The 24,987-nt window shown below is 68.0% G+C and carries 24 protein-coding genes; 10 read left to right on the plus strand and 14 right to left on the minus strand.

Going from position 1 to position 24,987, the window contains the following annotated elements; translation table 11 throughout:
- The first annotated feature begins 18 nt into the window (after positions 1-18).
- On the plus strand, positions 19-423 hold the full coding sequence (locus NO998_RS09140) for a DUF5805 domain-containing protein (protein WP_267646805.1): 405 nt from the start codon (positions 19-21) through the stop codon (positions 421-423).
- Entirely contained in the window at positions 413-1,444 is a 1,032-nt protein-coding gene (locus NO998_RS09145; protein ID WP_267646806.1) for a tyrosine-type recombinase/integrase, read from the plus strand. Before NO998_RS09140 ends, NO998_RS09145 begins: the two co-directional genes overlap by 11 nt.
- A gap of 90 nt (positions 1,445-1,534) precedes the next feature.
- Here NO998_RS09145 and NO998_RS09150 read toward each other — a convergent pair whose 3' ends face one another.
- Positions 1,535-2,872: a cupredoxin domain-containing protein gene (locus NO998_RS09150; protein WP_267646807.1), complete on the minus strand. Its 1,338-nt coding sequence runs from the start codon at positions 2,870-2,872 to the stop codon at positions 1,535-1,537.
- Positions 2,873-3,079: 207 nt separating this feature from the next.
- Between NO998_RS09150 and NO998_RS09155 the strand changes: the two genes are divergently transcribed.
- Positions 3,080-3,388, plus strand: a complete 309-nt coding sequence (locus NO998_RS09155; RefSeq protein ID WP_267646808.1) for a hypothetical protein — start codon at positions 3,080-3,082, stop codon at positions 3,386-3,388.
- A 6-nt stretch (positions 3,389-3,394) separates the two neighbouring features.
- Here NO998_RS09155 and NO998_RS09160 read toward each other — a convergent pair whose 3' ends face one another.
- From NO998_RS09160 to NO998_RS09180, 5 genes are all read right to left on the minus strand, one after another.
- Entirely contained in the window at positions 3,395-4,294 is a 900-nt protein-coding gene (locus NO998_RS09160) for a DUF7282 domain-containing protein (protein ID WP_267646809.1), read from the minus strand.
- A 4-nt stretch (positions 4,295-4,298) separates the two neighbouring features.
- Positions 4,299-6,053: an outer membrane protein assembly factor BamB family protein gene (locus NO998_RS09165; RefSeq protein WP_267646810.1), complete on the minus strand. Its 1,755-nt coding sequence runs from the start codon at positions 6,051-6,053 to the stop codon at positions 4,299-4,301.
- Positions 6,054-6,061: 8 nt separating this feature from the next.
- Entirely contained in the window at positions 6,062-6,946 is an 885-nt protein-coding gene (locus NO998_RS09170) for a hypothetical protein (protein ID WP_267646811.1), read from the minus strand.
- Between the two features lie 297 nt (positions 6,947-7,243).
- Positions 7,244-8,410, minus strand: a complete 1,167-nt coding sequence (locus NO998_RS09175; RefSeq protein ID WP_267646812.1) for a sodium:calcium antiporter — start codon at positions 8,408-8,410, stop codon at positions 7,244-7,246.
- A 133-nt stretch (positions 8,411-8,543) separates the two neighbouring features.
- The gene (locus NO998_RS09180; RefSeq protein ID WP_267646813.1) at positions 8,544-8,879 is read right to left on the minus strand and encodes an ArsR/SmtB family transcription factor; all 336 of its coding nucleotides are present in this window, start codon (positions 8,877-8,879) and stop codon (positions 8,544-8,546) included.
- A gap of 53 nt (positions 8,880-8,932) precedes the next feature.
- On the opposite strand from NO998_RS09180, the gene NO998_RS09185 reads away from it, so the two are divergent.
- Positions 8,933-9,223, plus strand: coding sequence for an amphi-Trp domain-containing protein (locus tag NO998_RS09185; RefSeq protein WP_267646814.1), 291 nt, complete (start codon positions 8,933-8,935; stop codon positions 9,221-9,223).
- Positions 9,224-9,315: 92 nt separating this feature from the next.
- On the opposite strand, the gene NO998_RS09190 is transcribed toward NO998_RS09185, so the two are convergent.
- Positions 9,316-10,371 carry a plastocyanin/azurin family copper-binding protein gene (locus tag NO998_RS09190; RefSeq protein ID WP_267646815.1) on the minus strand — a complete coding sequence of 352 codons (1,056 nt, stop codon included), beginning with the start codon at positions 10,369-10,371 and terminating at the stop codon, positions 9,316-9,318.
- Between the two features lie 181 nt (positions 10,372-10,552).
- Between NO998_RS09190 and NO998_RS09195 the strand changes: the two genes are divergently transcribed.
- Positions 10,553-11,590, plus strand: coding sequence for an ABC transporter substrate-binding protein (locus NO998_RS09195; RefSeq protein ID WP_267646816.1), 1,038 nt, complete (start codon positions 10,553-10,555; stop codon positions 11,588-11,590).
- Complete coding sequence (locus tag NO998_RS09200) at positions 11,587-12,381, plus strand: ABC transporter permease (protein WP_267646817.1); 795 nt, start codon at positions 11,587-11,589, stop codon at positions 12,379-12,381. Before NO998_RS09195 ends, NO998_RS09200 begins: the two co-directional genes overlap by 4 nt.
- 1 nt (position 12,382) lies before the next feature.
- On the opposite strand, the gene NO998_RS09205 is transcribed toward NO998_RS09200, so the two are convergent.
- Together NO998_RS09205 and NO998_RS09210 are read right to left on the minus strand one after the other, a co-directional pair.
- The gene (locus NO998_RS09205; RefSeq protein ID WP_267646818.1) at positions 12,383-13,138 is read right to left on the minus strand and encodes an ABC transporter permease; all 756 of its coding nucleotides are present in this window, start codon (positions 13,136-13,138) and stop codon (positions 12,383-12,385) included.
- Entirely contained in the window at positions 13,135-13,908 is a 774-nt protein-coding gene (locus NO998_RS09210; protein WP_267646819.1) for an ABC transporter ATP-binding protein, read from the minus strand. Before NO998_RS09210 ends, NO998_RS09205 begins: the two co-directional genes overlap by 4 nt.
- Before the next feature lie 213 nt (positions 13,909-14,121).
- On the opposite strand from NO998_RS09210, the gene NO998_RS09215 reads away from it, so the two are divergent.
- Positions 14,122-15,276: an outer membrane protein assembly factor BamB family protein gene (locus NO998_RS09215; RefSeq protein ID WP_267646820.1), complete on the plus strand. Its 1,155-nt coding sequence runs from the start codon at positions 14,122-14,124 to the stop codon at positions 15,274-15,276.
- Here NO998_RS09215 and NO998_RS09220 read toward each other — a convergent pair.
- The 3 genes from NO998_RS09220 to NO998_RS09230 all read right to left on the minus strand — a co-directional run bounded on the left by NO998_RS09220 (position 15,273) and on the right by NO998_RS09230 (position 17,107).
- Positions 15,273-15,899 carry an RAD55 family ATPase gene (locus tag NO998_RS09220; RefSeq protein ID WP_267646821.1) on the minus strand — a complete coding sequence of 209 codons (627 nt, stop codon included), beginning with the start codon at positions 15,897-15,899 and terminating at the stop codon, positions 15,273-15,275. The two genes, NO998_RS09215 and NO998_RS09220, sit on opposite strands and share 4 nt — an antisense overlap.
- A gap of 45 nt (positions 15,900-15,944) precedes the next feature.
- The gene (locus NO998_RS09225; protein WP_267646822.1) at positions 15,945-16,646 is read right to left on the minus strand and encodes a nucleotide-binding protein; all 702 of its coding nucleotides are present in this window, start codon (positions 16,644-16,646) and stop codon (positions 15,945-15,947) included.
- An 89-nt stretch (positions 16,647-16,735) separates the two neighbouring features.
- A complete protein-coding gene (locus NO998_RS09230; RefSeq protein WP_267646823.1) occupies positions 16,736-17,107 on the minus strand; it encodes a YlbF/YmcA family competence regulator in 372 nt (123 codons plus the stop codon).
- A 118-nt stretch (positions 17,108-17,225) separates the two neighbouring features.
- On the opposite strand from NO998_RS09230, the gene NO998_RS09235 reads away from it, so the two are divergent.
- Both NO998_RS09235 and NO998_RS09240 read left to right on the plus strand, forming a co-directional pair.
- Positions 17,226-18,245 (plus strand): sodium:calcium antiporter, encoded by a 1,020-nt coding sequence (locus NO998_RS09235; RefSeq protein ID WP_267646824.1) that lies wholly within the window; start codon positions 17,226-17,228, stop codon positions 18,243-18,245.
- A 41-nt stretch (positions 18,246-18,286) separates the two neighbouring features.
- Positions 18,287-19,615: a hypothetical protein gene (locus NO998_RS09240; RefSeq protein ID WP_267646825.1), complete on the plus strand. Its 1,329-nt coding sequence runs from the start codon at positions 18,287-18,289 to the stop codon at positions 19,613-19,615.
- Here the strand turns inward: NO998_RS09240 and NO998_RS09245 are convergent.
- Complete coding sequence (locus tag NO998_RS09245; protein WP_267646826.1) at positions 19,612-20,256, minus strand: alpha/beta hydrolase; 645 nt, start codon at positions 20,254-20,256, stop codon at positions 19,612-19,614. The genes NO998_RS09240 and NO998_RS09245 overlap by 4 nt on opposite strands.
- A 179-nt stretch (positions 20,257-20,435) precedes the next feature.
- Here NO998_RS09245 and ileS point away from each other — a divergent pair, with 179 nt between their 5' ends.
- Positions 20,436-23,588 carry an isoleucine--tRNA ligase gene (gene ileS / locus NO998_RS09250; protein WP_267646827.1) on the plus strand — a complete coding sequence of 1,051 codons (3,153 nt, stop codon included), beginning with the start codon at positions 20,436-20,438 and terminating at the stop codon, positions 23,586-23,588.
- Between the two features lie 138 nt (positions 23,589-23,726).
- On the opposite strand, the gene NO998_RS09255 is transcribed toward ileS, so the two are convergent.
- Positions 23,727-24,932 (minus strand): FAD-dependent oxidoreductase, encoded by a 1,206-nt coding sequence (locus NO998_RS09255; protein ID WP_267646828.1) that lies wholly within the window; start codon positions 24,930-24,932, stop codon positions 23,727-23,729.
- Between the last annotated feature and the right edge of the window lie 55 nt (positions 24,933-24,987).

The raw sequence follows: 24,987 nt of genomic DNA on the forward strand, positions 1-24,987 counted from the left end.
AGCGCCGGACCGACGACTATGCCCGGCGACGCCGACGGGACGGAGACCGTCCAAGTGAAGACGCGAGTGCCCGCTCACCAACGAGCCGCGTGGCGCGAGGCCGCGGAGGGCCTCGACATGAGCCAGAGCGAGTTCGTGCGGACGATGGTGCAGGCGGGCCGGAGAGGCTTCGAGCCTGCCGATACACCGACTTCGGGCAGTAGACCCGAGGAACCCGCTTCCAAGGGCTCGAACCCCAGGGGGGAGGCCCTGGAAGACCGCCTCCGCGAGGCCCTCCACGAGGAGGAGGCGGTCGGCTGGGACGAACTGGTCGACTCGCTACTCGGGGACTTCGAGGAGCGCTTGGAGGCGGCGCTGCAGTCGGCCGACGGCGTTCGGTACAGCGGGCCGAAAGGTGGGTACGTCTTGGACGATGGCGAGTAGGCGGCCCGCGGCGGAGGTAGACGCGCCTGTCGACTACTACTTGGACGACATGGAGATGCACGGCCGCGCCGAACGCACCCAGGTGGCCTACGAGCGCGTGCTGCGACGCTTCGAGTCGTTCCTCGGGGATCGGTCGACGACCCCCGGCGACGCCGGCCACCGTGACTGTCTGGCGTGGGTCCACTCGCTTCGCGGGGAACTCTCCCCGAGTACCGTAGCGACCTACGCGACGACGGTGAACCGCTTCTACGACTACATGAACCGCGTCGGCGCGTTCGACGCCAACCCGATGGCGCTGGTGATGGAGGAGATGGACGAGTCCATCGAGAAGGACCCCGAGCGCCGGGACGTCGACGTGGCGACGATGGGGGCGTTCCTCTCGCGGATCCGCCAGCCACTGCACCACGCCGTCGTGTTGACGCTGCTGAAGACGGGGATGCGTGTCGGGGAGCTCTGTAACCTCGACTGCCGGGACCTTCGCCTCTCGGACCCCGGCCTCGACGGCGTCGAACTGGGTGGTCGCCCGCAGCTATCGGGCCGGGGCGACGCCGTCTACGTCGACGCGGCCCCCACCCGTGGGGCCGTATACAACGGGGAACGGCGGACGGAGTCGAACAAGCGAAAGCGCTCGACGGTGATCCCCGTCGACGACGAACTCAGGGAGGGGCTGCGCCGCTGGCTGGCCATCCGGCCGGACACGCCGTCGGCCGCCGACCCGCTGTTCGTCTCGACGGCCGACGAGTGGGGCCAACGACTGAGTGCCCGCTCGGTTCGCCACTACGTCCGTACCTACGCCGAGGAGATGGGCTGGTACGAGACGGGCGCGGGAGCCGGCGAGAACGTCACCCCCCACTACTTCCGGCACTTCTTCACTACCCACCTCCGCGACCGTACCGGCGACCGAGGGGTGGTGAAGTACCTCCGGGGAGACGTAGCCAGCGACGTGATCGACACCTACACCCACAACTGGGGGGACCAGGTACGGGAAACCTACCTCGAACACGTCTACCGGTTCGACTGAGCGCGGGCACGTAAACCGTATCTCACGATATCGAGACCACCGCTCGTCGCGGTCGAAAGAACGGAAAAAGTCGAGAACCGCAGTCGCTGCTTACTCCTCGTCGTCGCTGCCACTCATGCGTCGGGCAGCGGCCGCACCGGCGGCTCCGAGGCCGGCGATGGCCGAGAGGCCACCGAAGCCGGGGCCGCTGGTCTCGGTCGGCTCCTCGGTAGAGTCGTCGGGCTCGTCGGTCGGCTCCTCGGTGGGCTCCTCCGTCGGCTCGGCGGTCTCCGTCGAGAGACCCGTCACGTTGATCTCGCCGATCATCGTGGTCGGGTGGACCTCACAGACGTACTGAGTCGTCTCGGCCGACGCCGTGAACGTCATCGTCTGGGTCTGGTTCTGAGTGGTGACGTTCTCCGTGGACTGGAGGGACTCGTCGGAGTCGTTCCAGATCGCGATGTTGTGCGGGACGCCGTCGGCGTTGATCCAGCCGATGGTGTACTCCTGCCCCGCCTCCACTTCGAGCGTCGGGTTCGTCGTCCCCTCGATGGAGGACGGAGCGAGGCCGCCCCAGCCCTCGGTGATGCCGTCGAGGACGAAGTCGGCTTCCTCCTCAAGCGAGGCGATCTGTTCCTCGCGGCTCGGACCCTCGGCCTCCTCGACGGTGACGGGGCCGCGGTAGGTGTCCGAGGCGTCCTCGGCGATGTACGCGGAGATCTCGGACGTCGCCGTGAACGTCACGTCGGACTCGGTGCCGTGATCGTTGACGTAGCCCGTGGCGGCGACCGCCTCGTCGTTGTCGTCGACGAAGGCGAGGTTGAGGTCGTCACGCTCCGCACCGTAGACCAGGGCCGCGTCGTACTCCTGGTTCGCGGTCATCGTGATCTCGGGGTTCACCTGGCCCTCGATGTCCGAGGGGGTGATGCCGACGAAGCCGTCGGCGTGAGTCACGAAGCCGAAGTCGTAGTCCGACTTGATGTCAGGGTAGTCGGTGTTGTAGTCGCCGCCGCCGCCGCTCTGGTCGCCCACGACGATCTGGCCACGCATGGCCGACGGGTGGGGCTCACAGTAGTACTCGGCCATCTCCTCGGTGGCGGTGAACTCGATGCTCGTCGAGTCGCCTTCCGTGGAGACGGTGTCAGACCGGTGGAGGACGTCGCCGTCACCGTTGATGATAACGAGGTTGTGAGTGAGGCCGTCACCGTTCTCCCACTCGATCTTGTACTGACCGCCGACCTCGGACATCTCGAGGGTCGGGTTCTGGGTTCCGGCGATGCTCTCCGGTTCGAGACCTTCCCAGCCGCTTCGGACGCCGCTCAGCTTGAACGTCTGGACCGTCTCCTGGGCAGCAGCCGAGCCCATGGCACCGGACATGCCGAGGCCAGCGCCAGCGACACCGAGATACTGCACGAACCGACGACGGGAACTCTCAGGGACTTCGCTCATGTAACGCTCTACGGTAGCTACTCCATACATAAAAACTCACCACTATCGGGTTAGAGAGGCCCTCAACCGTGGATTTATCAATTCTTAAGCATCAGCGTTGAATACGGGTCTACGAGGGTTGAAGTAGCCGTAACCGGTTACGAGGAGACTACGTACACGGGGGTTCCGGACGAAAGTGATTCTTGTTCGGGGCTCCAGGGGTGAGGTATGTTCAGGAAACGAACCGGGTACGAGACGGTCATCGTCAAGTCGGACCGACTCGCCCGTGGCCCGGAGACGGAGATGCCCGAGATAGACACGGCCATCGACGCCGGACAGGACGACAAGATGTTCATCCCCGCGTGGGAGGACGTCAGGGAGGAGATAACCCCCGAGGACCACGAGGAGGGGACCCACGTCGCGACGATCCACTACGACATGGATGCAAAGAGCTACGAGCTCGAGTACTACGTCGAGACCGAATCCGAAAAAGAGGAAGCCGAAGCCGAAGACGAGGGCGAAGCGGACGCCCAGTAACGGGCGTTACTCCTCGTCGTCGCTGCTGCCGCCGAACCGTTTTGCCGCTGCCGCCGCACCGACCGCTGCGCCGGCGATGGTCGTCATGATGCCGAAGCCGGGACCGCTGGTCTCGGTGGGCTCGGGCTCCTCCGTGGCGTTGGCCGCGGAGTTGAGGTCGTCGACCTCGCTGCGGAGCGTCTCGACCTGTCCTTCGAGCTCGGAGATACGCTCGCTCTGGTCCTCGGAGGACCCGCGAAGCTCCTCGATCTCGGACTGGAGCGACGAGATCTGCTCCTCGTTCTGCGTGATCTGGGCCTCGACGGTCCCGGGGTTGAAGTCGGCCTGCTGCAGGTAGGCCTCACCCATCACGACCTCGTCGGCCTCGGTCGGGTGCTGGTTCTCGTTCTGGTAGCCGTACCGGTTGTCGGCTTCACCGGGGGAGAGGTTCGTGAACTCACCGTTCCCGTCGGTGTCCCGGTGCATCCAGACCTGGTAGAGCTTCCCTTCCATCTCTTCGGCCGTGTGGTGGTCGAAGTCGAGGGGCTCGTCCAGCGTGATCGTGACGTTCTCGTGGGTCCCCGGTTCGAGGAACTCCGTCGTCCCGAGGGTCATGTTGTCGATGGCCGCCTGCTCGGAGGGCATCGTCTCGCCGACCTCGGGCCACACGCGCTCGTGGGGGTTGACGGGGTCGATCAGGGAGATGAACCCACCGTCGGGCATCGTCGCCGTCTCGATGTTGATCTCGAACCCGTAGGTTTCCTGTGCCGGGATGACGATCTCTGCCTCCCCGGATTCCTGTGCCGCCACCGAGCCGGTCGCGCTCGCGCCAGTCGCGGCGGTCGCAACACCGGCTGCGGTGAGTTTGATGACGGTTCGCCGAAGCAGCTTCGGCGAGCCCTCGGATTCTGCTTGTGTTTCTGCCATTGTCTTAGGCGGAGTATTCCGCGGAGTAGACGTTCGTGACACCCGATTCCTGAATGGAGACGGCGACGTACACCTTCCCCTCGGCGGGGTCGCGCCAGATGGCGGGACCGCCACCGGAGCCGCCGCCCACGTCGTCGGTCCAGACCTTCTCGCCGGTCTCGGTGTCGTAGGCGATGAACTCGCCGCCGCTGCCGTCGCCGGCACCGACGAAGGTGATACCCGTCGAGGTCGTCGCGGAGCCGCCGCCGCCACGGAAGTTGTGGTTGCGCCAGTCCTGCCACTTCACCTCGCCGGTGACGGGGTCGAGGCCGGTGATGACGCCCTCGAAGCCGTTGTACCAGTCGTGCTCGGTCGCATCGGCGCCGATCGAGGCGAAGATGTAACCGAGGTAGCTCTCACCGGGCTCGTAGGCGATCGGCTCCCAGCCGATCTGCCACGGCACGTTGGTCGCGGTGACGACCATCGTCTGGCTCTCGGGGTGGTAGGACGGTACCTGACCACTGCTGGAGCCACCGCCTGCATAGGGGTTGTTCCAGACTGCCTCGCCGTCCTCGGGCTCACGCGGGGGCAGCACCCACATGTTGTGCTGCTCGGTGAAGTTGTCCGAGCGCTGGATCAGCTTGCCGGACTCGGCGTCGACGGTGAACACCCATGGCACCTTCGGCGGCCACGAGACCATGCGGCGTTCCTCGCCGTTGATCTCGCCCATGTAGGTGATCGGCGGCGACGGGGAGTCGTAGTCCCAGTAGTCGTGGGGCGAGTCCTGGTGGTGCCACTGGTACTCGCCGGTCTCGATGTCCAGGGCGACCTTCCCACACGTGTAGGGGTTGAGCCCCGGCCGGACGGTCCCGTACCACGGGCCACCGTTCGCCGCGGGAACGATGATGTTGTTGTTGTCGACGTCGATCGCCGCCGACGCCCACGCGGTACCGCCACCGTGCTTCCAGGAGTCGCCGACCCACGCGTCCTGCGGAGTCATGTTGACGCGCCACTGGGGCTCGCCGTCGAGCGAGACGGCGTCCAGCCAGCCGGTGGTCCCGTACTCGCCACCGAAGCTGCCCTTCATGATCATGCCGTCCTTGATCATCGGCGGGAACGAGGAGCTGACACCGCGCGAGCGGGTCCAGTCGATCTCCTCGTGGATGAGGCCCTCGGCGGCCTCGCCGCGGTAGGCGCAGGCGCCGTTGAAGTACCACTCCTCCTCGCCGGTATAGCGGTTCATCGCCAGCACACCGAGGTCGAGGGTGCTGATGATCACGAGGTCGCCGTGGACGGCGGCCCCACGCTGTGCGGGGGCGGTCGCCTGCGACGCGCCGGCGGCCGGCGTGTAGACGTGCGACCAGAGGATCTCGCCGGTTCGGGCGTTGACCGCGAAGACCTCGTCGGGCCCGAACGTCGTGTACATGATCGGCGGCTCGCCGTCGACGATGATCGGCGCGTTGTGAGTGTCGGTGACCGGCGGCTCGGCGGTGACCGGCATCTCCGGGTACTCCTGGGACCACTCGAGGGTCAGGTCCCCGATGTTGTCCATGTCGAGCTCGTCGCCCGGGTAGAGACGCTGGTTGTCGTAGCCGCCACCGTAGACCAGCCAGTTGTCGGGGTTGTCCCCCGTCTGCATCAGGTCTTCCTGGGTGATCTCCCGCTCCGGGATGACGCCGGTGTTGTACTGTTCGACCGTCGATTCGCCGGGCTTCTCGTCGTACGGGCCATCGAGCAGGACCTGAATGTCCTCGAGGTGGGCCCGCGGGTTCTCTTGCATTACGTTCATTATTCGAAGCTCATGTTGTCGAAGTCGACTTCGTTCAGGGGCTTGCGATCCTCGTCGTTGATCCGGGCGACGTCGTCAGCGACCAGTTCCTGGCCGATGAACATGATCGCCTGGCTGGCGATCAGCAGCGTCGCCAGGTCCTCGTCGGAGATCGAGCCACCTGCCAGGTCCCGTGCGGCGTCACCGAGCAGGTAGACGCCGGCAAGCATCGACTTGGTGTCCCAGACACCCTTCTCGATGATGTCCTCGGTGAGGATGTACTCGTACTGCCAGAGGCGCCAGTCGAGGCCGTCGATCCAGAGCAGCGACCCGGCGACTGCGCGCTTGGGCAGCGGCGAGACGTAGGACGCGACGACCTTCTCCTCGGTCTCGGAGGGCTCCTCGGCCTGCGGGTACTCCTCGGCCTTGCCCCACCAGGAGAGGCGGTTGCTGGAGCTGACGATGTTGGTCAGCAGCGACACCTGCTCGTCCTCGGGGAAGCCGAGGTCGCCGAGCGTGTCACCGAGCTCGTCGATGGTGAGCAGCTGTCGGGTCGTGTCGGCGATGTGCTCCGGCGAGAAGCGCGGCATGTGTGCCTCCGCGCTCTCGTAGAAGCCGGTCTCGGTGAGGTGCTCGTCGATGATCCACGCCGCGTCCGTGAGGTCGGCGTAGGGGGTCTCGCCCTTGCGGGGGACGCCCATCTCCCGAAGGTCCTCGAAGTCGTCGAAAGCTCCGGCGAGCTCGTCGAGGGCCGACGAGAGGAGCTCCTCGTCGAGGGGTTCGTCCATGTCCTCGCGGATCGCCTGACCGATCTCAGCGAACTCCTCGCTGGGCATGCTCTCGACGACCGTCCGAAGGTCAGAGAGCGAGGGCTGGTCAGGTGCCGTTGTGGTGGATGCGTCCATCCGATCTACGAATCGCTCGTAGCTTGCGGTGTTCACCACACCGTAGCTATACTTCTCGCGATTATTGGTCCCGTATTCCATACACCATAAGAGGGGGGACTGCGAATACTTAATTCTATTTAATGACCCATAGCTGAAGCTGTAGATTAAGCGACGGAGAAGGTCTGATTCGCCGAATCTTCCCCGTAGAAAGCCCGACGGCGCCGATATACTGTCATCCTATACCGTGTTAATCGGCGGCGAATACCGATTACGAGCCCCGTATCGGGCCAACTGTTGTCAATGGTGAGTTAATATTCACTCCCCGACCGGAACCCCGCTGAAGACGACGATGGCGATCACCCAGTACGCGACGTAGAGGCCGCCGAGCGCGTAGCCGTGCCAGCGCTCCATCTTCCCCGTCGAGAGGAAGTAGCCAGCGAGGGCAGTGACGATGATCATCGCCGGCAAGTGGAACGTGAGCACCGTCGAACTGACCGTCACGTCCCCGAAGAACGCGACGATGCCGATGTTGCCCGTCACGGAGAACAGGACGCTCCCGATCACGTTCCCGACGCCGATCTCGGGGAGACCACGGCGAACCGGCTCGATGGTCAGCATGATGTCCTCGAACGTGAGGATGAGCGTGAGTATCGTCGCCCCGAAGAGTGTTCCCTCGATGCCGAACGACTCCGTCACCGCCTCCGAGCCGCCTTCGAGCAGCATCGCCGCGAAGACGATCCCCACGAGCGCGAGCACGGCGAGGCCGAGCCACGCGCCGCCGGAGTCGGCGAAGCGGCCGAGGTAGCGTTCCTCGGGGATGCTGTCGAGTTCGGCCACGTTCTTCGTCCCGCCGTCGCCGCGGAGCGCCTTGCCGATCTCGGTATCGCGGAACACCGGGATGTCGCGTTGGCTCTCGCGGTAGATCAGGTAGCCGAACGTACCGAAGAAGAACAGCACGAGCACGAGCCCGTAGCCGAACGTGAGCGTTCCCGTGACCGCGAGGGGGATGATCAGGAGCGGCCCGAGCACGAACAGCGCGATGTAGTCACGCGGGAGGTCGACCGGGAACGGTTGGATGATGGCGGCGACGGCGAGCGTGACGCCCGTGATCGCCAGCCCCGTCCCGAGCGCCGTCCCGAGGGCGGCGCCCTCCATCCCGCCGGCGGAGAAGACGAGCGCGAGCACGGTGTCGTCGAACTCGAACCCGGTGAAGATGATCGCCAGCGCGAACAGGGACAGTCGCAACTGCAGCGACGCCCGCGCGAGGTAACTGATCAGCTTCTCGGTCGAAGCGATCAGTAAGCCGATCCCGAACAGCAACACCAACAGGGTCCCGATCGTCCCTTGGGACTCGATGAACCCCTCTATCGCCCCCTCGATCCCTCCTTCCTCCTCCTCACCCTCCTCGCCCGCTTCGTCCTCCTGGGCGCTGGCGACGCCAACGGCGCCGCCGGCGCCGTCGACGCCCGCAAGGACCGCCATCGCCGGCGACGCGACGGAGAGTAGCAGAACCGCAACTAACGCGACAACAGTGATTCGTCGTTTCACAACTGCTCCCCTCATTCTCCCTCCCCTATTAAGTTCGGAATCGGGTACCGTCTACCCTTGAACGATCCTACACGCGATCGCGGTCGGCGTCGAGCGTGGCGGTTCCGGTGTCGTCGCGCCCGTCGTCGCTCTCGTCGACGGTGTCGGCGTGGAGCAGGAACAGCGAGTCTGGCTCGGGAGAGGCCCGGAGTTCGATGCGCTTGGTCAGTCGGTAGTACTTGCGCTGGCTGATGTGGTAGCTCTCGACGATGCCTTCCTCCTCCAGCGTCGAGAGGTGGTGGACCGCGGTCTTACCGTCCATCCCGACGTTCTCTGCCAGTTCCGAGACGTATCGTGGCTCGCTGACCAGCTCCCGGAGGATCTTGAGACGAGCCTTGCTGCCGAGAACGTCGAAGAGGGACATCACGAATGAGTAGTTGTGCCATCCTTTTTAGCTCTCCCCATCCGACCCCCGCTATGGCCGACCTACCCGGAACCGACGACGAGCCGCGCCGGATCACTGAGGGCTACTTCGAGCGGGAGGTTCGACTCTCCCGCTCGGCGACGGCGACGTTCCTCCGGGACCTCGCCGACCAGATCGAGGCCGAGCCGCGGCTGACCATCTCGACGGAGGAGTGGGAGATCCCCTTCGAGTTCGACGAGCCGATCGAGGTTGAAGTGGAGTTCGTCGGCGAGAAACACGGCCAGTTGGAGGTGGAGTTGGAGTTCGAACACTCCCCCGCCGACGACGGCATCGACGTGAGCTGACGGGCGCAGCTCGGCAGCACGGCTCGATCGGAGTATCGACGAACAACCGCGAAAACGTTCTCCGCCGCTGTGTGGGTGTTTCCGCCAGACGTCTATTCGTCGCGCGTGCGGTACGCCCGGAGCAGCGCGCCGGCGCCGATGGCCGAGAGCGCGCCGGCCGCAGTGAAGCCGGGACCGCTGGCTTCGGTCGGCTGGTCCTGCTCCTCGGGGTCCGCGGAGGTGACCTGTGCGGGCGTCCCCTCCGGCGTCGCCGTCGCCTCGGCCGTGGCCGTCCCGTCGCCGCTGCCGCCGCTGGTGAACGCCTCGTAGGAGATCGAACCCTGCTCGACGATGTCGCTCGACGCGGGAAGCTCGCCGTCCTCGGGGTTGCTGCCCTCGGCGGGGCCGCCTGGCTCGCCGACGACGAACCGACCGATCATGCCCAGCGTCCGGTGGGGCATGCAGTAGTAGTCGTAGGTCCCCTCGGTCTCGAAGGTGAGGTCGTGGGAGCCCTCGCTGATGATCTCGGTGTCGAACGTGTCGGCCCCCTCGGGGATGCGCTCGTCGTAGGAGACGACGTTGTGGGAGCCCGAGTCGATGACCCAGCTGATGGTGTCGCCGGGCTGGACGTGGAGCCCGATCGGGTCGAAGTAGAAGCTGCCGTCGTCGCTGGAGACCATCTTGACCTCGTGGGTCTGGGGTTCGCCGGCGGGTTCCGGCGTCGGCGTCGCCGTCGAGGCGCCGCCGCCCGTGATCTCCACGTCGCCGCGCATCGAACTGGGGTGGGCCGCACAGTAGTAGGAGGCCATCCCGGCCTCGGCCGTGAACTGGACCGTCTGACTCTCGCCCTGTGAGGAGACGAACTCCGACTCGACGAGGGCGTTGCCGTCGGCGTCCTCGATGACGACGTTGTGGGGGGCGCCGTCGCCGTTCTCCCAGTAGAACTCGTAGGTCTGTCCGGCTTCGAGGCTGAGCGTCGGGTTGGTCGTTCCCTCGATCGAACTGGGGGCGAGACCCTCCCAACCGGCGGTGACGCCGTTGAACTCGAACCGCTCAGTGACCTCGGTCTGCGCGCTCGCGCTGCCCGCGACCACCGACGTGGCGACGACGCCCGCGCCGATCGTTCGCAGGAGAGACCGTCGGGTCGCTCCGTTCGCAGGGGTATCCATGTCCGAAACGAGGGTGTTGTCCGTTTTAGTGGTTGCGCATTTGGCGCGCGAGGAGGCACTGAGTCGGCGCGGATCGGGCGGTAGGGGGGTGCTGTCGAGGGTTTGTGATCATCGCGCGAACGTACGCGCGTGGACCGTCGATCCGCTACCCTTACGGTAGCCGAGGACTTCCTTCAGGACCATGTCGCATACTCGGCGGTCAGTTCTCGCAGCGGTCGGTTCCGGCGTGGCCCTCACCGCGGGCTGTCTCGGCGCTCCCGGTTCGGATGGGACCCAGAGCGTCAGTCTGTTGCTCAACTGGACACCCAACGGTCTTCACGTCCCCTACTACGCGGCCAAACAGCAGGGGTTCTACGAGGAAGCCGGCGTCGAGGTGACCGAGATCGTGAGCGGCGACGGCTCGGACTTCTCGGCCCGACAGGCCGGCCGTGGCAACAACGAGTTCGGCGTCACGAGCAGCGATCAGGTACTCCTGACGGCCGGCGGCGGGATCGACGTCCAGTCGGTCGGCGTGATGATGCAGCAGTCGCCCAACGTCGTCTTCTCGACGCGGGAGGCGTTCGGCGGCGAACTCAACGACCCCGAACAGCTCGCCGGCAAGACCGTCGGCACCGGCCCGGGGATGGTCCGGATGCTGACCGAACTCTACCTCGAAGCCACCGGCGTCCGGAGCGAGGTCGAACTGGTGGACACGGGCTACGACACGGTCCAGCGCCTGCTGGCCGGCGAAGTCGACGCCGCCGGCGGCGTCTTCGGCGACGCCATCGACGCCCGGTATCAGGGTGCGACCGTCGACTCCCTCGGCGTCGCCACCGAGGTCCCCTCCTACGGTCACGTGCTGGCGACGGCACCCTCCTTCGCCGAGGAGAACCCCGAGACCGTCAACGCGTTCCTCGAGGGGACGGCCCGGGGGGCCGCCTGGGCGACCAACAACCGCGAAGCCGGCGTCGACGCCCTCGTCGAGGCCAACGGGAGCATCAGTGAGGTTCGCGAGCAGGCTCGGGCGACGTGGGACACGCTCGCAGACGAGCACATCGTCGGCCCGGCAGTCGAGGAGCACGGCTGGGGCTGGCACAGTTCCGAGCCCTGGACGACGATGGCCGACGCCCTGGAGAGCGCCGACTCGGGCGAGGTCGCCGACCCGAGCACGGTCTGGACGAACGACCACCTCGACACCGACGCCGAGTACATCGGCGACTACACCGAACAGATCCAGTGAGCGTCGCCGGTGACCGCCTCCGCGACCGGCTGACGCCGCCGCTCGTGGTGTTCGTGGTCACACTTGCCGGCTGGGCCGTCGCCTCGCGGAGCGCCCCGCCGATCCTCCTTCCTTCCCCGCCGGCGGTGCTGACTGCGTTCCTCGCCGAGCCAGGCGTGTTCGCCCACGCGACCGCCGTCTCGGCGGTCACCGCCGCCGGCGGACTGGCCTTGGGGGCGGTCGTCGGGCTCTCACTCGCGTTCATCAGCGTCGGGTCGGCCCCCGGTCGCGCGGTCGTCGAACCGGCCGTCGTCGGGTTCCGGATCGCCCCCCTGACGGCGATTGCGCCGCTCGTGTTCCTCTGGTTCGGGACGGGCGTGACCGTCCGGATGGCGCTGGTCTCGGTGATGACGACGTTCCCCGTCACCGTCGCCTCCATCGACGGCCTCCGATCGACGCCGCGGGCGTACCTCGACCTGCTGGACTCCGTCGGAGCCTCCGACTCGCGGACGTTCGTCTCGGTTCGGCTGCCGGCGGCCCTGCCCAGCGTCTTCGCCGGGCTGAAACTCGGGGCCGCACTGTCGGTCACGGGCACCGTCGTCGCCGAACTCCTGACACTCGACGGCGGACTGGGTGTGGGTGTCTGGGAGGCCGGCCGGTACGCCCGGACCGCGGAACTGTTCGCGTACCTGTTCGTGATCGCCGGCTTCGGCGTCGCGTTCTACGGCGCCGCCGCGCTCGTCGAGCAGTACGCGACCCGCCGGTGGGGAATCGACGGCGGGAACGGGAACCGCGGCGTGGGCGACCCCTGAGTTACGCCATCCGCCGACGCACTCGCGTCCCGAGTACCCCTACGGCGCCGTAGAGCGAGAACCCGACGACGAACACGAGCGACAGCGACGCGAGCATCACGTCGGGCCGGACGTTCTCCGAGGCAACGAGGATCAGGTAGCCGAGGCCGCTGTCGGCGACGAACCACTCCGCCAGCACCGCGCCGACGACGGCGAGGGTCACCGACTGGCGAAGGCCCGCCACCACGTCGGGGGCGGCGTAGGGCAAGCGCACGGCGAACAGGGTTCGCAGCCGGGAGGCGTCGACGGATCTGGCGAGGTCGAGCGCAGACTCGGGCGTCCGACGGAACCCCGCGGCGGTACTGATCGCCATCGGGAACAGCGCCATCAGTGCGACGAACGCCACGCCGGTGCCGAAGCCGACGCCGAAGTAGATCAGGAACAGCGGCGCGAGCGACACGACCGGGAGCACGCGCGCCACCACGAGATACGGCGAGATGGCGCGCCAGAGCGCCGGAACCTCGCCGACGGCGGCACCGATCAGGAGTCCGAGGGCCGTGCCGACGGCGCCGCCGGCGAACACCTTGATCGTCGTTGCGACGGCAGCGTCGACGTACAGACTCGGGTTGCCGACGAGGCGCTGGACGACCGAGATCGGGTGGGGGAGCAGGTACGGCGGGATGTCGAGGAGGCTGACGAACAGCCCCCAGAGCACCACGGCGCCCGCGAGCGCGACCACCGGGTAGCTCCACTCGGGTACCCGATCCCCGACAGTCATCGGTCCGGGGAGATCGCTCCCTCGTCGTCGGCGCGGTTCTCACGGAGGACGCGGCGGATGTCCGCGACCTGATCGCCGAACGCGGCGGTGTCCATGACCGCCTCCTCGCGGGGGCGCGGGAGCGAGACGTCGACGCGGTCGACGATCCGCCCGGGGTTGTCGGCCATCACGATCACCTGATCGCCGAGCAACACGGCTTCGGGCACGCTGTGGGTCACGAACAGCACCGTTCGGTCCGTGTCGCGCCAACTGTCGAGCACCGACGCCGCCATGTCGTAGCGGGTGAGTTCGTCGAGTTCGCCGAAGGGTTCGTCCATCAGCAGCGTCGACGCCCCGAGGTGCATCGCGCGGACGATGGCGACGCGTTGGCACATCCCCCCGGAAAGCTCGCGGGGGTAGGCGTCGACGGCGTCGCCGAGTCCGGCGTCGACGAGGCGCTCGCGGGCCCGTTCCCGCTCGGGGTCCCGGCCCGTGAGTTCACGCAGGAACACGACGTTCTCCAGGGCAGTCTTCCACGGGAACAGCGTGTGAGACTGGAAGACGAACCCCAGTTCGCCGGCCGATTGGGCGGCTTCCGGGGGGTCGCCGCCGACACGGACCCGGCCCGAGGTCGGCGACTGGAGGCCGCCGACGCTTCGCAGCAGCGTGGTCTTCCCACAGCCGGAGGGGCCGACGACGGTGACGAACTCGCCGTCGGCGACCGAGAGCGAGGTCCCGTCGAGCGCGGTCACGTCCCCGAAACGGACGGTCAAGTCCTCGACGTCGATCACGGCACACCGCCCCCGTGTCGTCGACTACTCATCGTTTGACGGAACGGGCCGGTCCGGGAAGGACGTAACGGTCGGGTATTCAGCGATTCCTGACAACCGTCCTGTTTTCTCGAAGAGGTGAAACGACTGAAGAGCGCCGAATAAAGCTTATTTCGCGATACAGAATCTCCCCGCGGCGTAAGGTTCAATCCGCTCCCGGAGCAGACCGGAACGATGCCCTCCACCCGCCGCGACCTGTTAGCCGCGTTCGGACTGAGCGTCACGCTCTCTGGCTGTCTCGCCCCAACGACGACGGACGACGGTCTGGGTACCGTCGAGGGCGAGTGGCGAATGGACGGCCGAGACGCGGGTCACACGCGCGCCGTGTCACAGGGCCCAGTCGAACCCGAAACCGTCTGGCGGCGAACGCTCGAGGACGTCCGGGGCGTCGGAAGCCCCGCATCGGCCGAGGACCGACTGTACGTCCCCGCCGACGCGGTTTCCGAGGACGCTCGCTCCCGGTATCGACTGTACGCACTTGCACCCGGGACTGGGAGCACGCGCTGGCAGGTGCCACTCCGCGCCGAACCCAACGGGAGCCCCGCGGTTGAGGGGGACCGAGTGATCGTGAGCGCGAAGCGGTCGCTGGAACGTGGCCGGGTGGTCTGCTTCAGCCGACGGTACGGGGACGAGGAGTGGCTCTACGACGTGGACTCACGCCTCACCGCACCACCGGTCGTCGCTCAGGGCGTCGCCTACGTCGCCGACTGGAGCGGGACGGTCCACGCGGTTTCGGTCCGGTCGGGCGAACCGCGCTGGCGGCGCCGGATCGAGGCCGACGGCGCCGGTCGAACGTTCGCCGGACCCGTCGCAGTCCACGACGGGACGCTCTACCTCGGGTCGCACTCGGGCAGCACCGGCCTCGTCGCACTCGATGCACGGACGGGCGAGGAACAGTGGCGAGTGTCGACTGGTGCGGTCACCGTCGGTCCGGTCGTCGACGACGGTCTCGTGGTCGTCCAGAGCTACGGACTCGTCGAAGCGTTCGACACCGACGGGGACAGACGCTGGTCGTTCAACGTACCGGAGGAGAGCGCGTACCCGATAGCCGTCGGCAACGAGCGCGTGTACGTCTCGGGCCGGCAGGGCCTGCAGGCGGTCACACGGGACGGGAACCGAGCGTGGCGCGTCGACGGCGTGAGCGGGACGCCGACGGTCGTTGGCGACGCCGTGTTCGTCCGGGGTGAAGGGCGACTCAGCGCGTTCGATGCCGCGGACGGCAGCGAACGCTGGGCGGTTCATCAGCGCGGCTCCGGTGACGCCATCGTCCTCGAGAACGCGGTGTTCCTGTCCGACGGGGCTCGCCTCTCCGGCCTCGGCCAGGGTTAGGCGATGTCCCGGGAGGTGTCGATGTTGACGCTCTCGGCCAGCCGTAGCTTGATCGGCTCGGCCAGCGCCTTGCCCCCGCGGAACTTCGGCACGACGAGGCGGTTCTCGATCTCGGCGTTGGTGATGGTCGTCTGCAGGTCGAACACCACGTCGGCGACGTGCGCCGTCACGTCCCGGTTCGCCGGCACGTCGACGCCGTCGAGGCCGTGGAGGATGGCGATCCCGCCGGTGTTGACCATCACCGTCTGGAGTTCGTTGAGGAAGCGTCGGTAGCGGCTCCGATCGTAGCGTTCCAGCGTGTCGACCACGTCGATGATCAGCGTCGCCTCCTCGGGGAGCGTACCGATCATGCGGTTGGCTCGGTCGAGGGGCGCATCGCCGCCGAGGTCCCGCACCGTCGGATCGCCGGTCCGCGTGTTGGCGCGGTCGATGGCGTCCGAAACCGCCTGATCGGACCGGACGGTCGTGAGGTATAGCGAGGGCCGCGCGGCGGTGAGTTCGTAGAGGAACAGCTCCGACTGGCTCGCCGGCTCCGCCGACAGCAACACGATGGAGCCCGCCGGGAGGCCACCCTCGATCTCACGATCGAGGACCGTGATCCCGGTCGGGAGCCGCTTGGCCATGACCACCGTTACTCGATACTGCTCCAAAAGCGTTCCGTGCAGGTGTCACGGAACGTACGTCTCTGTGGCCGCGTGGAGCGCTGAGGCGGCCGTATCGTACCGCCGACGGACCCGCCGATCGGCGAGTGGATCGCCCGGCGTCTCGGGGACGGCGGCGAGGACCGGACAGCCCAACAGGTCGTTCACGTTCGGCGGGCGGGCACTCGTTCGCGTGAGGACCACGCCGACGACCGGCGTGCCGACCGCCCGCGCCATCGACGCCGTCTTGGCAGTGTCGCGGAGCGACGGCGCACAGGCGGTGCTGACCAGCACGACGCCGTCGGCGACCCGCAGCGGCGCGGCAGCGTGAATGTCGCCACCGGCGGGGGTGTCGATCAGGATGGGTGACTCCCCGGGTTCGGGGGCCGTCCGCGCCGTCCACGCACTCTTGACCTTCGCTAATCGGCGCTCCGGGTCGGGCGTGTCGCCGGTCGGTGCCGGGAGGATCCGACACTCGTGCTCGTCGCTGTACCGACATCGGTCGACGACGTCAGCAACGTGGGTCGAGGCCAGCGACGGCGAGTCGGTGGCCAGCGGCGATCGGACGCCGTCAACGGCCCCCGGACGCGCTACGCCCGCGAGTGTGTGGAGGTCCGGCATGTCGTGGTCGGCGTCGACGACGAGCGGGCGTCCCGGGAGGGCGGCGGCGAGGGCGAGGGCGGTGGTGGTCTTCCCGACGCCGCCCTTCCCCCCGGCGATCGTGAGCATAGGTTGGCTGGTCGCGCTATCGGACAAAAGTGTTCGCTGGGGAAAAGTCCAAAACTGGTTCGGCAAAACGCGACCGACGGGTGCGGTGGTTAGTTCTGACAGCAGCCGCCGGCCTCCCCACCGAAGTCGACGGCGAGCTGGGAGGAAATCGCGTCGTTGACCGCGTCGAGTCGGGCCTGCATGGCCTCCTCGGCGGCGAGGTACTCCGCCATCTCCGGGAGCGAGTGGAGTTCGTGTTGGGCCTGCCGGACCTCGTCGACCAGGTCCTGGTCGGCGGTACCGGTCTGCCGGGCCGTGGTGAGTTCCGCGCGCAGCGACTCGAACTCGGATATCCGTTGCTGGGCCTCCTCGCTGGCTTCGACGGCCTCCTTGGCGGCCGCGTACCGCTGGTACTCGTCGGTGGCCGCGATCCGTTCGCCGAGTTCGCTGCCGAGGTCCTCGACGGTCTTGGCGACGCTCATGGCCGCGGCTTGGTGGTGGGTCGGTTTATGGCTACCGACCGCGGTGGGCCGTGCCGCACGGACACGTTCATCGGTCTCAGCCGAACGCGTTTTGAGGCGACCCGCGGAAAGCCGGGGTATGTCTTCGGTCTGGATCGCCGCGGCCGTCACGCTCGTCGCCACGGCAGTCGTCTGGAAGGGGTCGGCGCTGCTCGAAACGACGAGCGAACGGCTGTCCGAGCACTACGGGCTGCCGCCGGTGGTCCAGGGCTCGGTCGTCGCCGCGATCGGGTCGAGTTTCCCCGAACTGTCGATCTCGGTGCTGTCGGTCGTCCTCCACGGCTCGTTCGATCTCGGGGTCGGGGCCGTCGTCGGGTCGGCGGTGTTCAACGTACTCGTGATCCCCGGGGCGGCGGCGCTGCTGGCCACCGACGACCTCGACGCCAACCGCGACGTGGTGTACAAGGAGGCGCTGTTCTACATGCTCTCGGTAGCGACGCTCCTGGTCGTCTTCTCGCTCGGCGTGATCTACTACCCCGTCGAGGGTCAGCGACTGGTGGCCGAGATCCCGCCGTGGCTCGCCATGCTGCCGATCGGACTCTACGGGCTCTACGTGTTCATCCAGTACTCGGATACGGCGGAGTACGTTCCGGACTCCCCTCCGGCCGAGGTGGACTCGCCAGCGAGACAGTGGGGGCTGTTGGCTCTCAGCCTCGCCCTCGTGCTCATCGCCGTCGAGGGGTTCGTCTACGGGGCACAGGTCTTCGGTACGGCGTTCGGCATCTCCGAGGCGCTCTGGGGGCTCACCGTCGTCGCCGCCGCGACCTCGCTGCCCGACACGCTGGTCTCCGTCCGGGCCGCACGGCGCGGGAAGGGAGTCACGAGCCTCGGGAACGTCCTCGGGAGCAACGTGTTCGACCTGCTGATCGCCGTCCCCGCGGGGATCGTACTCGCTGGCGGCGCCGTCATCGACTACTCGGTGGCGACGCCGATGATGGCCTTCCTCGTGTTCGCGACGGTGGTGCTGTTCACCGCCCTCCGCACTGATCTTCAGGTGTCCGACCGGGAGGCGGGGCTGTTGCTCGTGATCTACGGGCTCTTCCTCGTCTGGATGGTGCTCGAAGCCATCGACGTGCTCAGCGCGGTGCCCGGGCTCTGACCGGCGGTGCGCTTTTGCCGGTGTCACCCGAGGGTCTACTAATGCCGCCGGTCCCCGCCGACGCCTTCAGCCGAGAGATCCGGTCGCTCACGAGCAGCGAGCGGGCGGCCTTCGTCGCCGACCTCTGGGAAGCCCAAGGCTGGGAGACACGCGTCGACGGGAACGTTGTGGTCGCCGACCGCGACGGCGAGACAGAGCGGCTTCGGGTCGTCGATCCGGGACGCTTCGGGACGCCCGAGCTCGACGGGGTGGACCGACTCGTCGTCGCGCGCGACCGCGACGGGGTTCGGCGGGTCGCCGAGGAGGCCGGCGTCGAGTACGTCCCACCCGATGCCCTTCGGGACGTTCTGCTGTACGGCGTTTGTCGTTCGACCGCCGAAGAACTGTACGAGCGGCACGTGGGGAAGCCCTTGGCGCGAGCAGCACCGGCCCCCGACACGGACAGTCCCGAGGCGGGTGGTGGCGTCACGCTCCCCACGGTGCCGGTGGGCCGTCGTGCCGTCGCCGCCGTGTTGGTGCTCGCGCTCGTCGGGGCGGCCCTCGCCGGGCCCGCGATTCCCGTGGGAACGTCCAACCCCGTCGCGACACCGGGAACGATCAGTACCACGCCCGAGGACGAGCCTGCCGGGGCTGTCGGCGCCATCGACACCGCGACGCCGACGCCCGCCAGGGAGCCCGAAGTCGTCCCGGGGATGAGTCTGAGCGGGGTCGAGAGCGCGCCGGTCCTCACCGTCGCTCACCTGCGGAGTATCAGGAACCGCTCCCGGGTCCGGGCCGTGCGACTCCGTGGGCCGGTCGGCGCGCCGTTCATGGGCGGCACCAGTAGCCAGAACCTGACCACGTGGACCGAGAACCGGAGCCACTACTTCAACCGGATCAGGGCGGTTCGGGACAGCGGGAACGACAGCAGACCCCTCGAAGTCGCCACGTACGCCGACGGCAGCGGCACGGTGTACGAGCGGTTCTCGGGGACGAACGTGACGCGCTACACCCGGCTCTCCCTCGCCGAGCGGCCGTCGACGTACTACGACGCCGCCGTCGAGGGGTACCTCTACCGGTACTTCGTCACCGTCGACAACACCGTGGTCACCTGCCAGATCGCGTACGACACGGACTGTCCGACCTACCGGGTCGAGATCGACGGTGAGGTCCCTTCGACGCTCCCCGAGGGGGTCGAGGACTACGACGCCCTGATGATCGTCTCCGAGGACGGCGTGATCACGACGATGCGGGCGAGCTACACCCTCCCGGACACCGACGGCGACGGGGAGCGCGAGCCGGTGAGCTTCGCCCTCGACTACCGCTTCGAACCGGTGGAGCCGCCGACGCCGGCGTGGCTGGACGAGGCGAAAAACGAGACGGCGGACTAAGCCTGCTGTTCGACGAACGCGCTGACGGCCGCCAACTCCTCCTGGCCGATGCCGTGGCCACCCTCGAACGTCTCGAAGGTCACGTCGGCACCCGCGGATCGGAGCCCCTCGGCCGCGGCCTCGCTGCGGCTGGCTGGGATGATCTGGTCGGCCGCGCCGGCGCCGACGAAGATCGGTTTCCCCTCGATCCCGTCGGGCGCGGCGTCGGCGTGTGACTCGGCGAGGTAGCCGTGGTGGCCCGCGACCCACGCGAACCTCTCGGGCTGTTCCAGTACCGTCGAGAAGCTCGTGATCGCCCCCTGACTGAAGCCGAGCAGGCCCAGGTCGTCCGTGTCGAGGCCGTAGGCGTCGACGGCGGCGTCGACGGACTCGGCCACGAGGTCGAGGCTGCGCCGGAACCCCTCGGGGTCGGGCTGGCTCGACTCCAACCCGCCCGCCGAGAGGTCGAGGTCGTACCACGTGAAGCCGCCGCGGAGGCGGTCCGGTGCGCGGAAGCTGATCACGTGACGGTCGCCCGGCAGGCGCTCGGCGACCGGGAGGAGATCCTGTTCGTTCGCGCCGCGGCCGTGGAGGACGAAGACGGCAGCGTCGCTGTCGCCGTCAGGTTCCTCGTGGACGTGTTCGAGCGGGATGTCGGTCATGGCCGTCGGTTGGCGGGGGAGCCGTTTGAACGTCTCCCTCGCGGCACGCAGCGTCGACGGGTGTCGATGTCGGCGACCCGCGGGGTCGACGAGCCGTGGTACGTCGACCAACCGGCCCGGGTCCGACAGCGTGACTGCCGGACCACCGGCTTGATAAGCGCGCCACGACAGCGTCCTGTATGGACGAGGAGGTCCCGGACCAGTACGAACCGCGGGCGGTCGAGGAGACCGTCAGCGACCACTGGGACGAACACGACGCCTACGAACGGACCAAGGAGGCACACGCCGACGACCCGCCATTCTTCTTCGTCGACGGCCCACCCTACACCTCCGGGCAGATGCACCTCGGCACCGCGTGGAACAAGACCCTCAAGGACTCGGTCATCCGCCGCAAGCGGATGGAGGGCCACCACGTCACCGACCGGCCGGGCTACGACATGCACGGCCTGCCAATCGAGACGAAGGTCGAACAGGAACTCGGCTTCGACTCCAAACGCGACATCGAGGAGTACGGGATGGAGCGCTTCATCGAGGAGTGCAAGCGCTTCGCCGTCGAGAACCGCGAGAACATGGACGAGGACTTCCAGTCGATCGGCGTCTGGATGGACTGGGAGAACCCCTACCAGACGATCTCGCCGGAGTACATGGAGTCGGCGTGGTGGGCGTTCTCGAAGGCCGACGAGAACGGGCTGGTCGAGCAGGGCAAGCGCTCGATCACCCAGTGCCCGCGCTGTGAGACCGCCATCGCCAAAAACGAGGTCGAGTACCACCAGGTCGAGGACCCCTCGATCTACGTGAAGTTCCCCCTCGCGGCCGAAGAGGGGAGCCTCGTGGCGTGGACGACGACGCCGTGGACGGTCCCGGCGAACACGTTCATCGCCGTCGATCAGGATGCCACGTACGCGAAGGTGCACGCCGAGCGCGACGGCGAGGCGGAGGTCCTCTACGTCGCCGCCGAGTGCGTCGACGACGTGATGGAGAAGGGCGGCTACGAGGACTACGAGGTCAAGGAAGAGCTGGCCGGCGAGGAACTGCTCGGCTGGCAGTACGACCACCCGCTGGCCGAGGAAGTGCCCGAGCATCCCGCCTTCGACGGCGCGGGCGAGGTCTATCACGCCGACTACGTCGAGACCGACCGCACCGGGCTGGTCCACTCCGCGCCCGGCCACGGGCAGGAGGACTTCGAGCGCGGCGACGAACTCGGGCTGGACATCTTCTGTCCCGTCGGCGGCGACGGCGTCTACGACGAGCGCGCCGGGAAGTACGCCGGCGAGTTCGTCCGCGACGCGAACGACGAGATCATCGCCGACCTGCGAGCGAACGGCCACCTGCTCGCCCACGAGTCCTACACCCACGACTACGGGCAGTGCTGGCGGTGTGACACGGACATCATCTTCCTCGCGACGAACCAGTGGTTCATCACGGTCACCGACGTGAAGGAGCAGCTCCTCGAGAACATGGAGGAGAGCGAGTGGCACCCGCCGGAGGCCCGGGACAACCGCTTCCGGAACTTCATCGAGGACTCGCCGGACTGGAACGTCTCCCGGCAGCGCTACTGGGGCATCCCGATCCCGATCTGGACGCCCGAGGGGCTCTCCCCCGAGGAGACGACAGCCGACGACCTCGTCGTGATCGGCACGCGCGAGGAGCTCGCCGACCGCGCCGATCAGGACGTGGTGGCCGACGAACTCGACCTGCACCGGCCGACCGTCGACGACCTCACGATCACCGAGGACGGCACCACCTACACCCGCGTGCCGGACGTGTTCGACGTGTGGTTGGACTCCTCGGTCGCGTCGTGGGGGACGCTCGACTACCCCGGCGAGACCGAAGCCCACGACGAGTTCTGGCCCGCCGACGTGATCATCGAGGCCCACGACCAGACCCGCGGCTGGTTCTGGTCGCAGTTGGGGATGGGCACCGCCGCGGTCGACCAGATCCCCTACGAGGAGGTCGTGATGCACGGGTTCGCGCTGGACAGCGACGGGCGGAAGATGTCCAAGAGCCTCGGTAACATCGTCACGCCCCACGAGGCGATCGAGGAGGTCGGGCGCGACCCTCTCCGGGCGTACCTGCTCAGCCACGACCAGCACGGCACGGACCTGCGCTTCGAGTGGGACGGCCTGCACGAGATGCAGTCGACGCTCAACATCCTCTGGAACGTGTTCCGGTTCCCGCTGCCGTACATGGAGCTGGACGGCTACGACCCCGGCGAAGCCGACCTCGACGACGGCGACCTCTCGGTCGTCGACGAGTGGGTGCTCTCCCGGCTCCAGACCGTCGAGCAGGAGACCGAGGACGCGTGGGCGGAGTACGCCCCCCACGACGCGCTCAACGCGCTGCTCGACTTCGTCACGGAGGACGTGAGCCGCTTCTACGTGAAGGCGATCCGTGAGCGCATGTGGGAGGAGGCCGACTCCGCGAGCAAGCGTGGTGCCTACGCGACGCTCTCGACGGTGATGAACGAGGTCGTGCGGCTGCTGGCGCCGTTCACGCCATACCTCGCCGACCGGATGTACCACACCCTCGACGGCGACGCCGACACGGTCCACATGCTGGAGGCGCCGACCCCCGACGAGGATCTGCACGACCCCGAACTGGAGCGGAACATGGCCGTGCTCCGCGACGTGGAGGAGGCTGCCGCGAACGCGCGCCAGCAGGGCGGGCGGAAGCTCCGCTGGCCCGTTCAGGAGGTCATCGTCGAGACCGACGACGAGACGGTCGCCGACGCCATGCGCGACCTCGAGGAGCTGTTCCTCGAACGCGTGAACGCCCAGAAACTCAGCGTCACCGAGCAGTTCGAGGACCTCGTCGAGATCGCCGACCCGCAGATGAGCGTGATCGGGCCGGCGTTCGGCGGCGACGCACAGGAGGTCATGGGCGCGGTCCGCGGCGAGCCCCGCGAGGCTGTCGAGGGCGGCGTCGAGATCGACGGCGAGACGGTCGAACTGACAGACGAGATGGTGGAGTACGACGCCAAACCGCCCGAGGGCGTCTCCGCCGCCGAGTTCGACGGCGGGCGCGTCTACGTCGACACCGAACTCACCGAGGAGATCGAGCGCGAGGGCTACGCACGGGACCTGATCCGCCGGGTGCAGGAGAGCCGAAAGCGACTCGACCTCGACGTGGAGGAGGAGATCCGCGTCGCTGTCGACATCGACGACAAGCGCGTGGCCGGCTTCTTCGACGACCGGCGCGACCTCGTCGCAGAGGAAGTCCGGGCCGCGGAGTTCGTCGACGTGAGCGAGATCGACGCGGACGGCGGCCTCGTCGAGGAGTGGGAGATCGAGGGCGTCGCGGTCACGATCGGCGTCGAGCCGGTCGATAACTGAGGAGCCCGCGGCTCCCGGCCGGCGTACCTTTTTCACCGATGACGGGGCCAGCCCGTCGCGTGACCTGAGATCGACGGCGCGACGAACAGGGCCGTTGCTCGGAGCCCGTCGCGCCGACCGCTTTCTTCCGACTGTTCGCTACTCGCCAACCACGTCGCTGTCGGCGGGCCCGACCGCGCCGAACTCCCGGGCGAGTTCGTCGAGGCGCTCCGGGCCGCCCGCGCCCGGGAGCGGCTCGACGGCGGTCCGACAGGGCTCGTCGACGCCGAGGTCCTCACAGACGCGGTCGGCGACGGCCTCGGCCATGCGCCGGTGGGTCGTGAGCTTCCCGCCGACGACGCTGACCAGCCCGGGTGCCGTGTCGTGGGCGACGACGGCGAAGTCCCGGGAGATGCCTCGACCCTCCCGGCCGACTTCGTCCGGTTCGTAGAGCGGCCGGAGCCCCCAGTAGGTCCGCTGGACCGTCGCGTCGGCGAGCGACGGCACCATCTCGGCACACTCCGCGAGCGTGCGTTCGACCTCCCAGTCCTCGCGCTCGAAGTCGTCCGGGTCGTCGACGGCGACGCTCGTGGTCCCCAGCACTGCCTGTTCGCCGTGTGGGACGACGATGTCGCCGTCGGCCGGCTCCCGGCAGCGGTTCAGGACGGGACCGATCCCCGACCGCTCGACGGCGACCATCACGCCACGAGTCGGTCGCATCCCGAGCCGGGCGCCAGCCAGCGACGCGACCTCGCCAGCCCACGGGCCGGCGGCGTTGACGACGGTGTCGGCGACGATCTCGGCGCCGTCGGTGTGGATCGTTATCCTGCCCGCAGCGACCTCGATATCGGTGACTCCGGCGTCGGTATAGATGGTTGCACCGTGCTCGCGGGCGCTCGCCGCGGTGGCGGCGACGAGCCGCGATGGGTAGACGACGCCGTCCGGGATGGCGAAGCCCGCCTCGAGGCGGTCTGAAACCTCGGGTACGCGCTCCCGGACCTCGTCGGTGGCGAGTAGCTCCGGCTCCATCCCGAGGTCTCGACAGGCGTCCAGCTTCCGCTCGAAGTACTCCGGGTCGTCCCCGGCCAGGCGGAGGAACAGGCCGCCGGAGTCGGCGACACAGCCGGCGGCGATCTCCCGGATGATCCCGTTCTCCCGGAGGCAGTCGGCGGCGCCTTCGGGGTCGGCCTCGGCGTAGCGGGCGCCGCTGTGGAGCACGCCGTGAGAGCGTCCGGAGGTACCGGCGTTGAGCCCCGAGCCGCGTTCGAGCAGCGTGGTGTCGACGCCGCGCATGGCGAGGTCGCGGGCGACGCCGACGCCGGTGACGCCGCCGCCGATCACGACGGCCTCGGTTCGGTCGGTCATGGCCGGCGGTCGGTCGGCGGCGGACTTGAGCGTTCCCGCTCGGACCGAAAGAGTC

It is taken from the genome of Halolamina litorea (genome assembly GCF_026616205.1).
Taxonomy (GTDB): domain Archaea; phylum Halobacteriota; class Halobacteria; order Halobacteriales; family Haloferacaceae; genus Halolamina; species Halolamina litorea.

Coding starts and splice junctions, on each gene's coding strand:
- NO998_RS09150 (WP_267646807.1), bottom strand. CDS start 2,872: ATGAGCGAAGTCCCTGAGAGTTCCCGTCGTCGGTTCGTGCAGTATCTC.
- NO998_RS09240 (WP_267646825.1), top strand. CDS start 18,287: ATGCCGCCGGTCCCCGCCGACGCCTTCAGCCGAGAGATCCGGTCGCTC.
- NO998_RS09180 (WP_267646813.1), bottom strand. CDS start 8,879: ATGTCCCTCTTCGACGTTCTCGGCAGCAAGGCTCGTCTCAAGATCCTC.
- NO998_RS09220 (WP_267646821.1), bottom strand. CDS start 15,899: ATGGCCAAGCGGCTCCCGACCGGGATCACGGTCCTCGATCGTGAGATC.
- NO998_RS09165 (WP_267646810.1), bottom strand. CDS start 6,053: ATGCAAGAGAACCCGCGGGCCCACCTCGAGGACATTCAGGTCCTGCTC.
- NO998_RS09235 (WP_267646824.1), top strand. CDS start 17,226: ATGTCTTCGGTCTGGATCGCCGCGGCCGTCACGCTCGTCGCCACGGCA.
- NO998_RS09175 (WP_267646812.1), bottom strand. CDS start 8,410: ATGGCGGTCCTTGCGGGCGTCGACGGCGCCGGCGGCGCCGTTGGCGTC.
- NO998_RS09205 (WP_267646818.1), bottom strand. CDS start 13,138: ATGACTGTCGGGGATCGGGTACCCGAGTGGAGCTACCCGGTGGTCGCG.
- NO998_RS09160 (WP_267646809.1), bottom strand. CDS start 4,294: ATGGCAGAAACACAAGCAGAATCCGAGGGCTCGCCGAAGCTGCTTCGG.
- NO998_RS09185 (WP_267646814.1), top strand. CDS start 8,933: ATGGCCGACCTACCCGGAACCGACGACGAGCCGCGCCGGATCACTGAG.
- NO998_RS09215 (WP_267646820.1), top strand. CDS start 14,122: ATGCCCTCCACCCGCCGCGACCTGTTAGCCGCGTTCGGACTGAGCGTC.
- NO998_RS09195 (WP_267646816.1), top strand. CDS start 10,553: ATGTCGCATACTCGGCGGTCAGTTCTCGCAGCGGTCGGTTCCGGCGTG.
- NO998_RS09155 (WP_267646808.1), top strand. CDS start 3,080: ATGTTCAGGAAACGAACCGGGTACGAGACGGTCATCGTCAAGTCGGAC.
- NO998_RS09190 (WP_267646815.1), bottom strand. CDS start 10,371: ATGGATACCCCTGCGAACGGAGCGACCCGACGGTCTCTCCTGCGAACG.
- NO998_RS09170 (WP_267646811.1), bottom strand. CDS start 6,946: ATGGACGCATCCACCACAACGGCACCTGACCAGCCCTCGCTCTCTGAC.
- NO998_RS09230 (WP_267646823.1), bottom strand. CDS start 17,107: ATGAGCGTCGCCAAGACCGTCGAGGACCTCGGCAGCGAACTCGGCGAA.
- ileS (WP_267646827.1), top strand. CDS start 20,436: ATGGACGAGGAGGTCCCGGACCAGTACGAACCGCGGGCGGTCGAGGAG.
- NO998_RS09140 (WP_267646805.1), top strand. CDS start 19: ATGCCCGGCGACGCCGACGGGACGGAGACCGTCCAAGTGAAGACGCGA.
- NO998_RS09225 (WP_267646822.1), bottom strand. CDS start 16,646: ATGCTCACGATCGCCGGGGGGAAGGGCGGCGTCGGGAAGACCACCACC.
- NO998_RS09145 (WP_267646806.1), top strand. CDS start 413: ATGGCGAGTAGGCGGCCCGCGGCGGAGGTAGACGCGCCTGTCGACTAC.
- NO998_RS09255 (WP_267646828.1), bottom strand. CDS start 24,932: ATGACCGACCGAACCGAGGCCGTCGTGATCGGCGGCGGCGTCACCGGC.
- NO998_RS09245 (WP_267646826.1), bottom strand. CDS start 20,256: ATGACCGACATCCCGCTCGAACACGTCCACGAGGAACCTGACGGCGAC.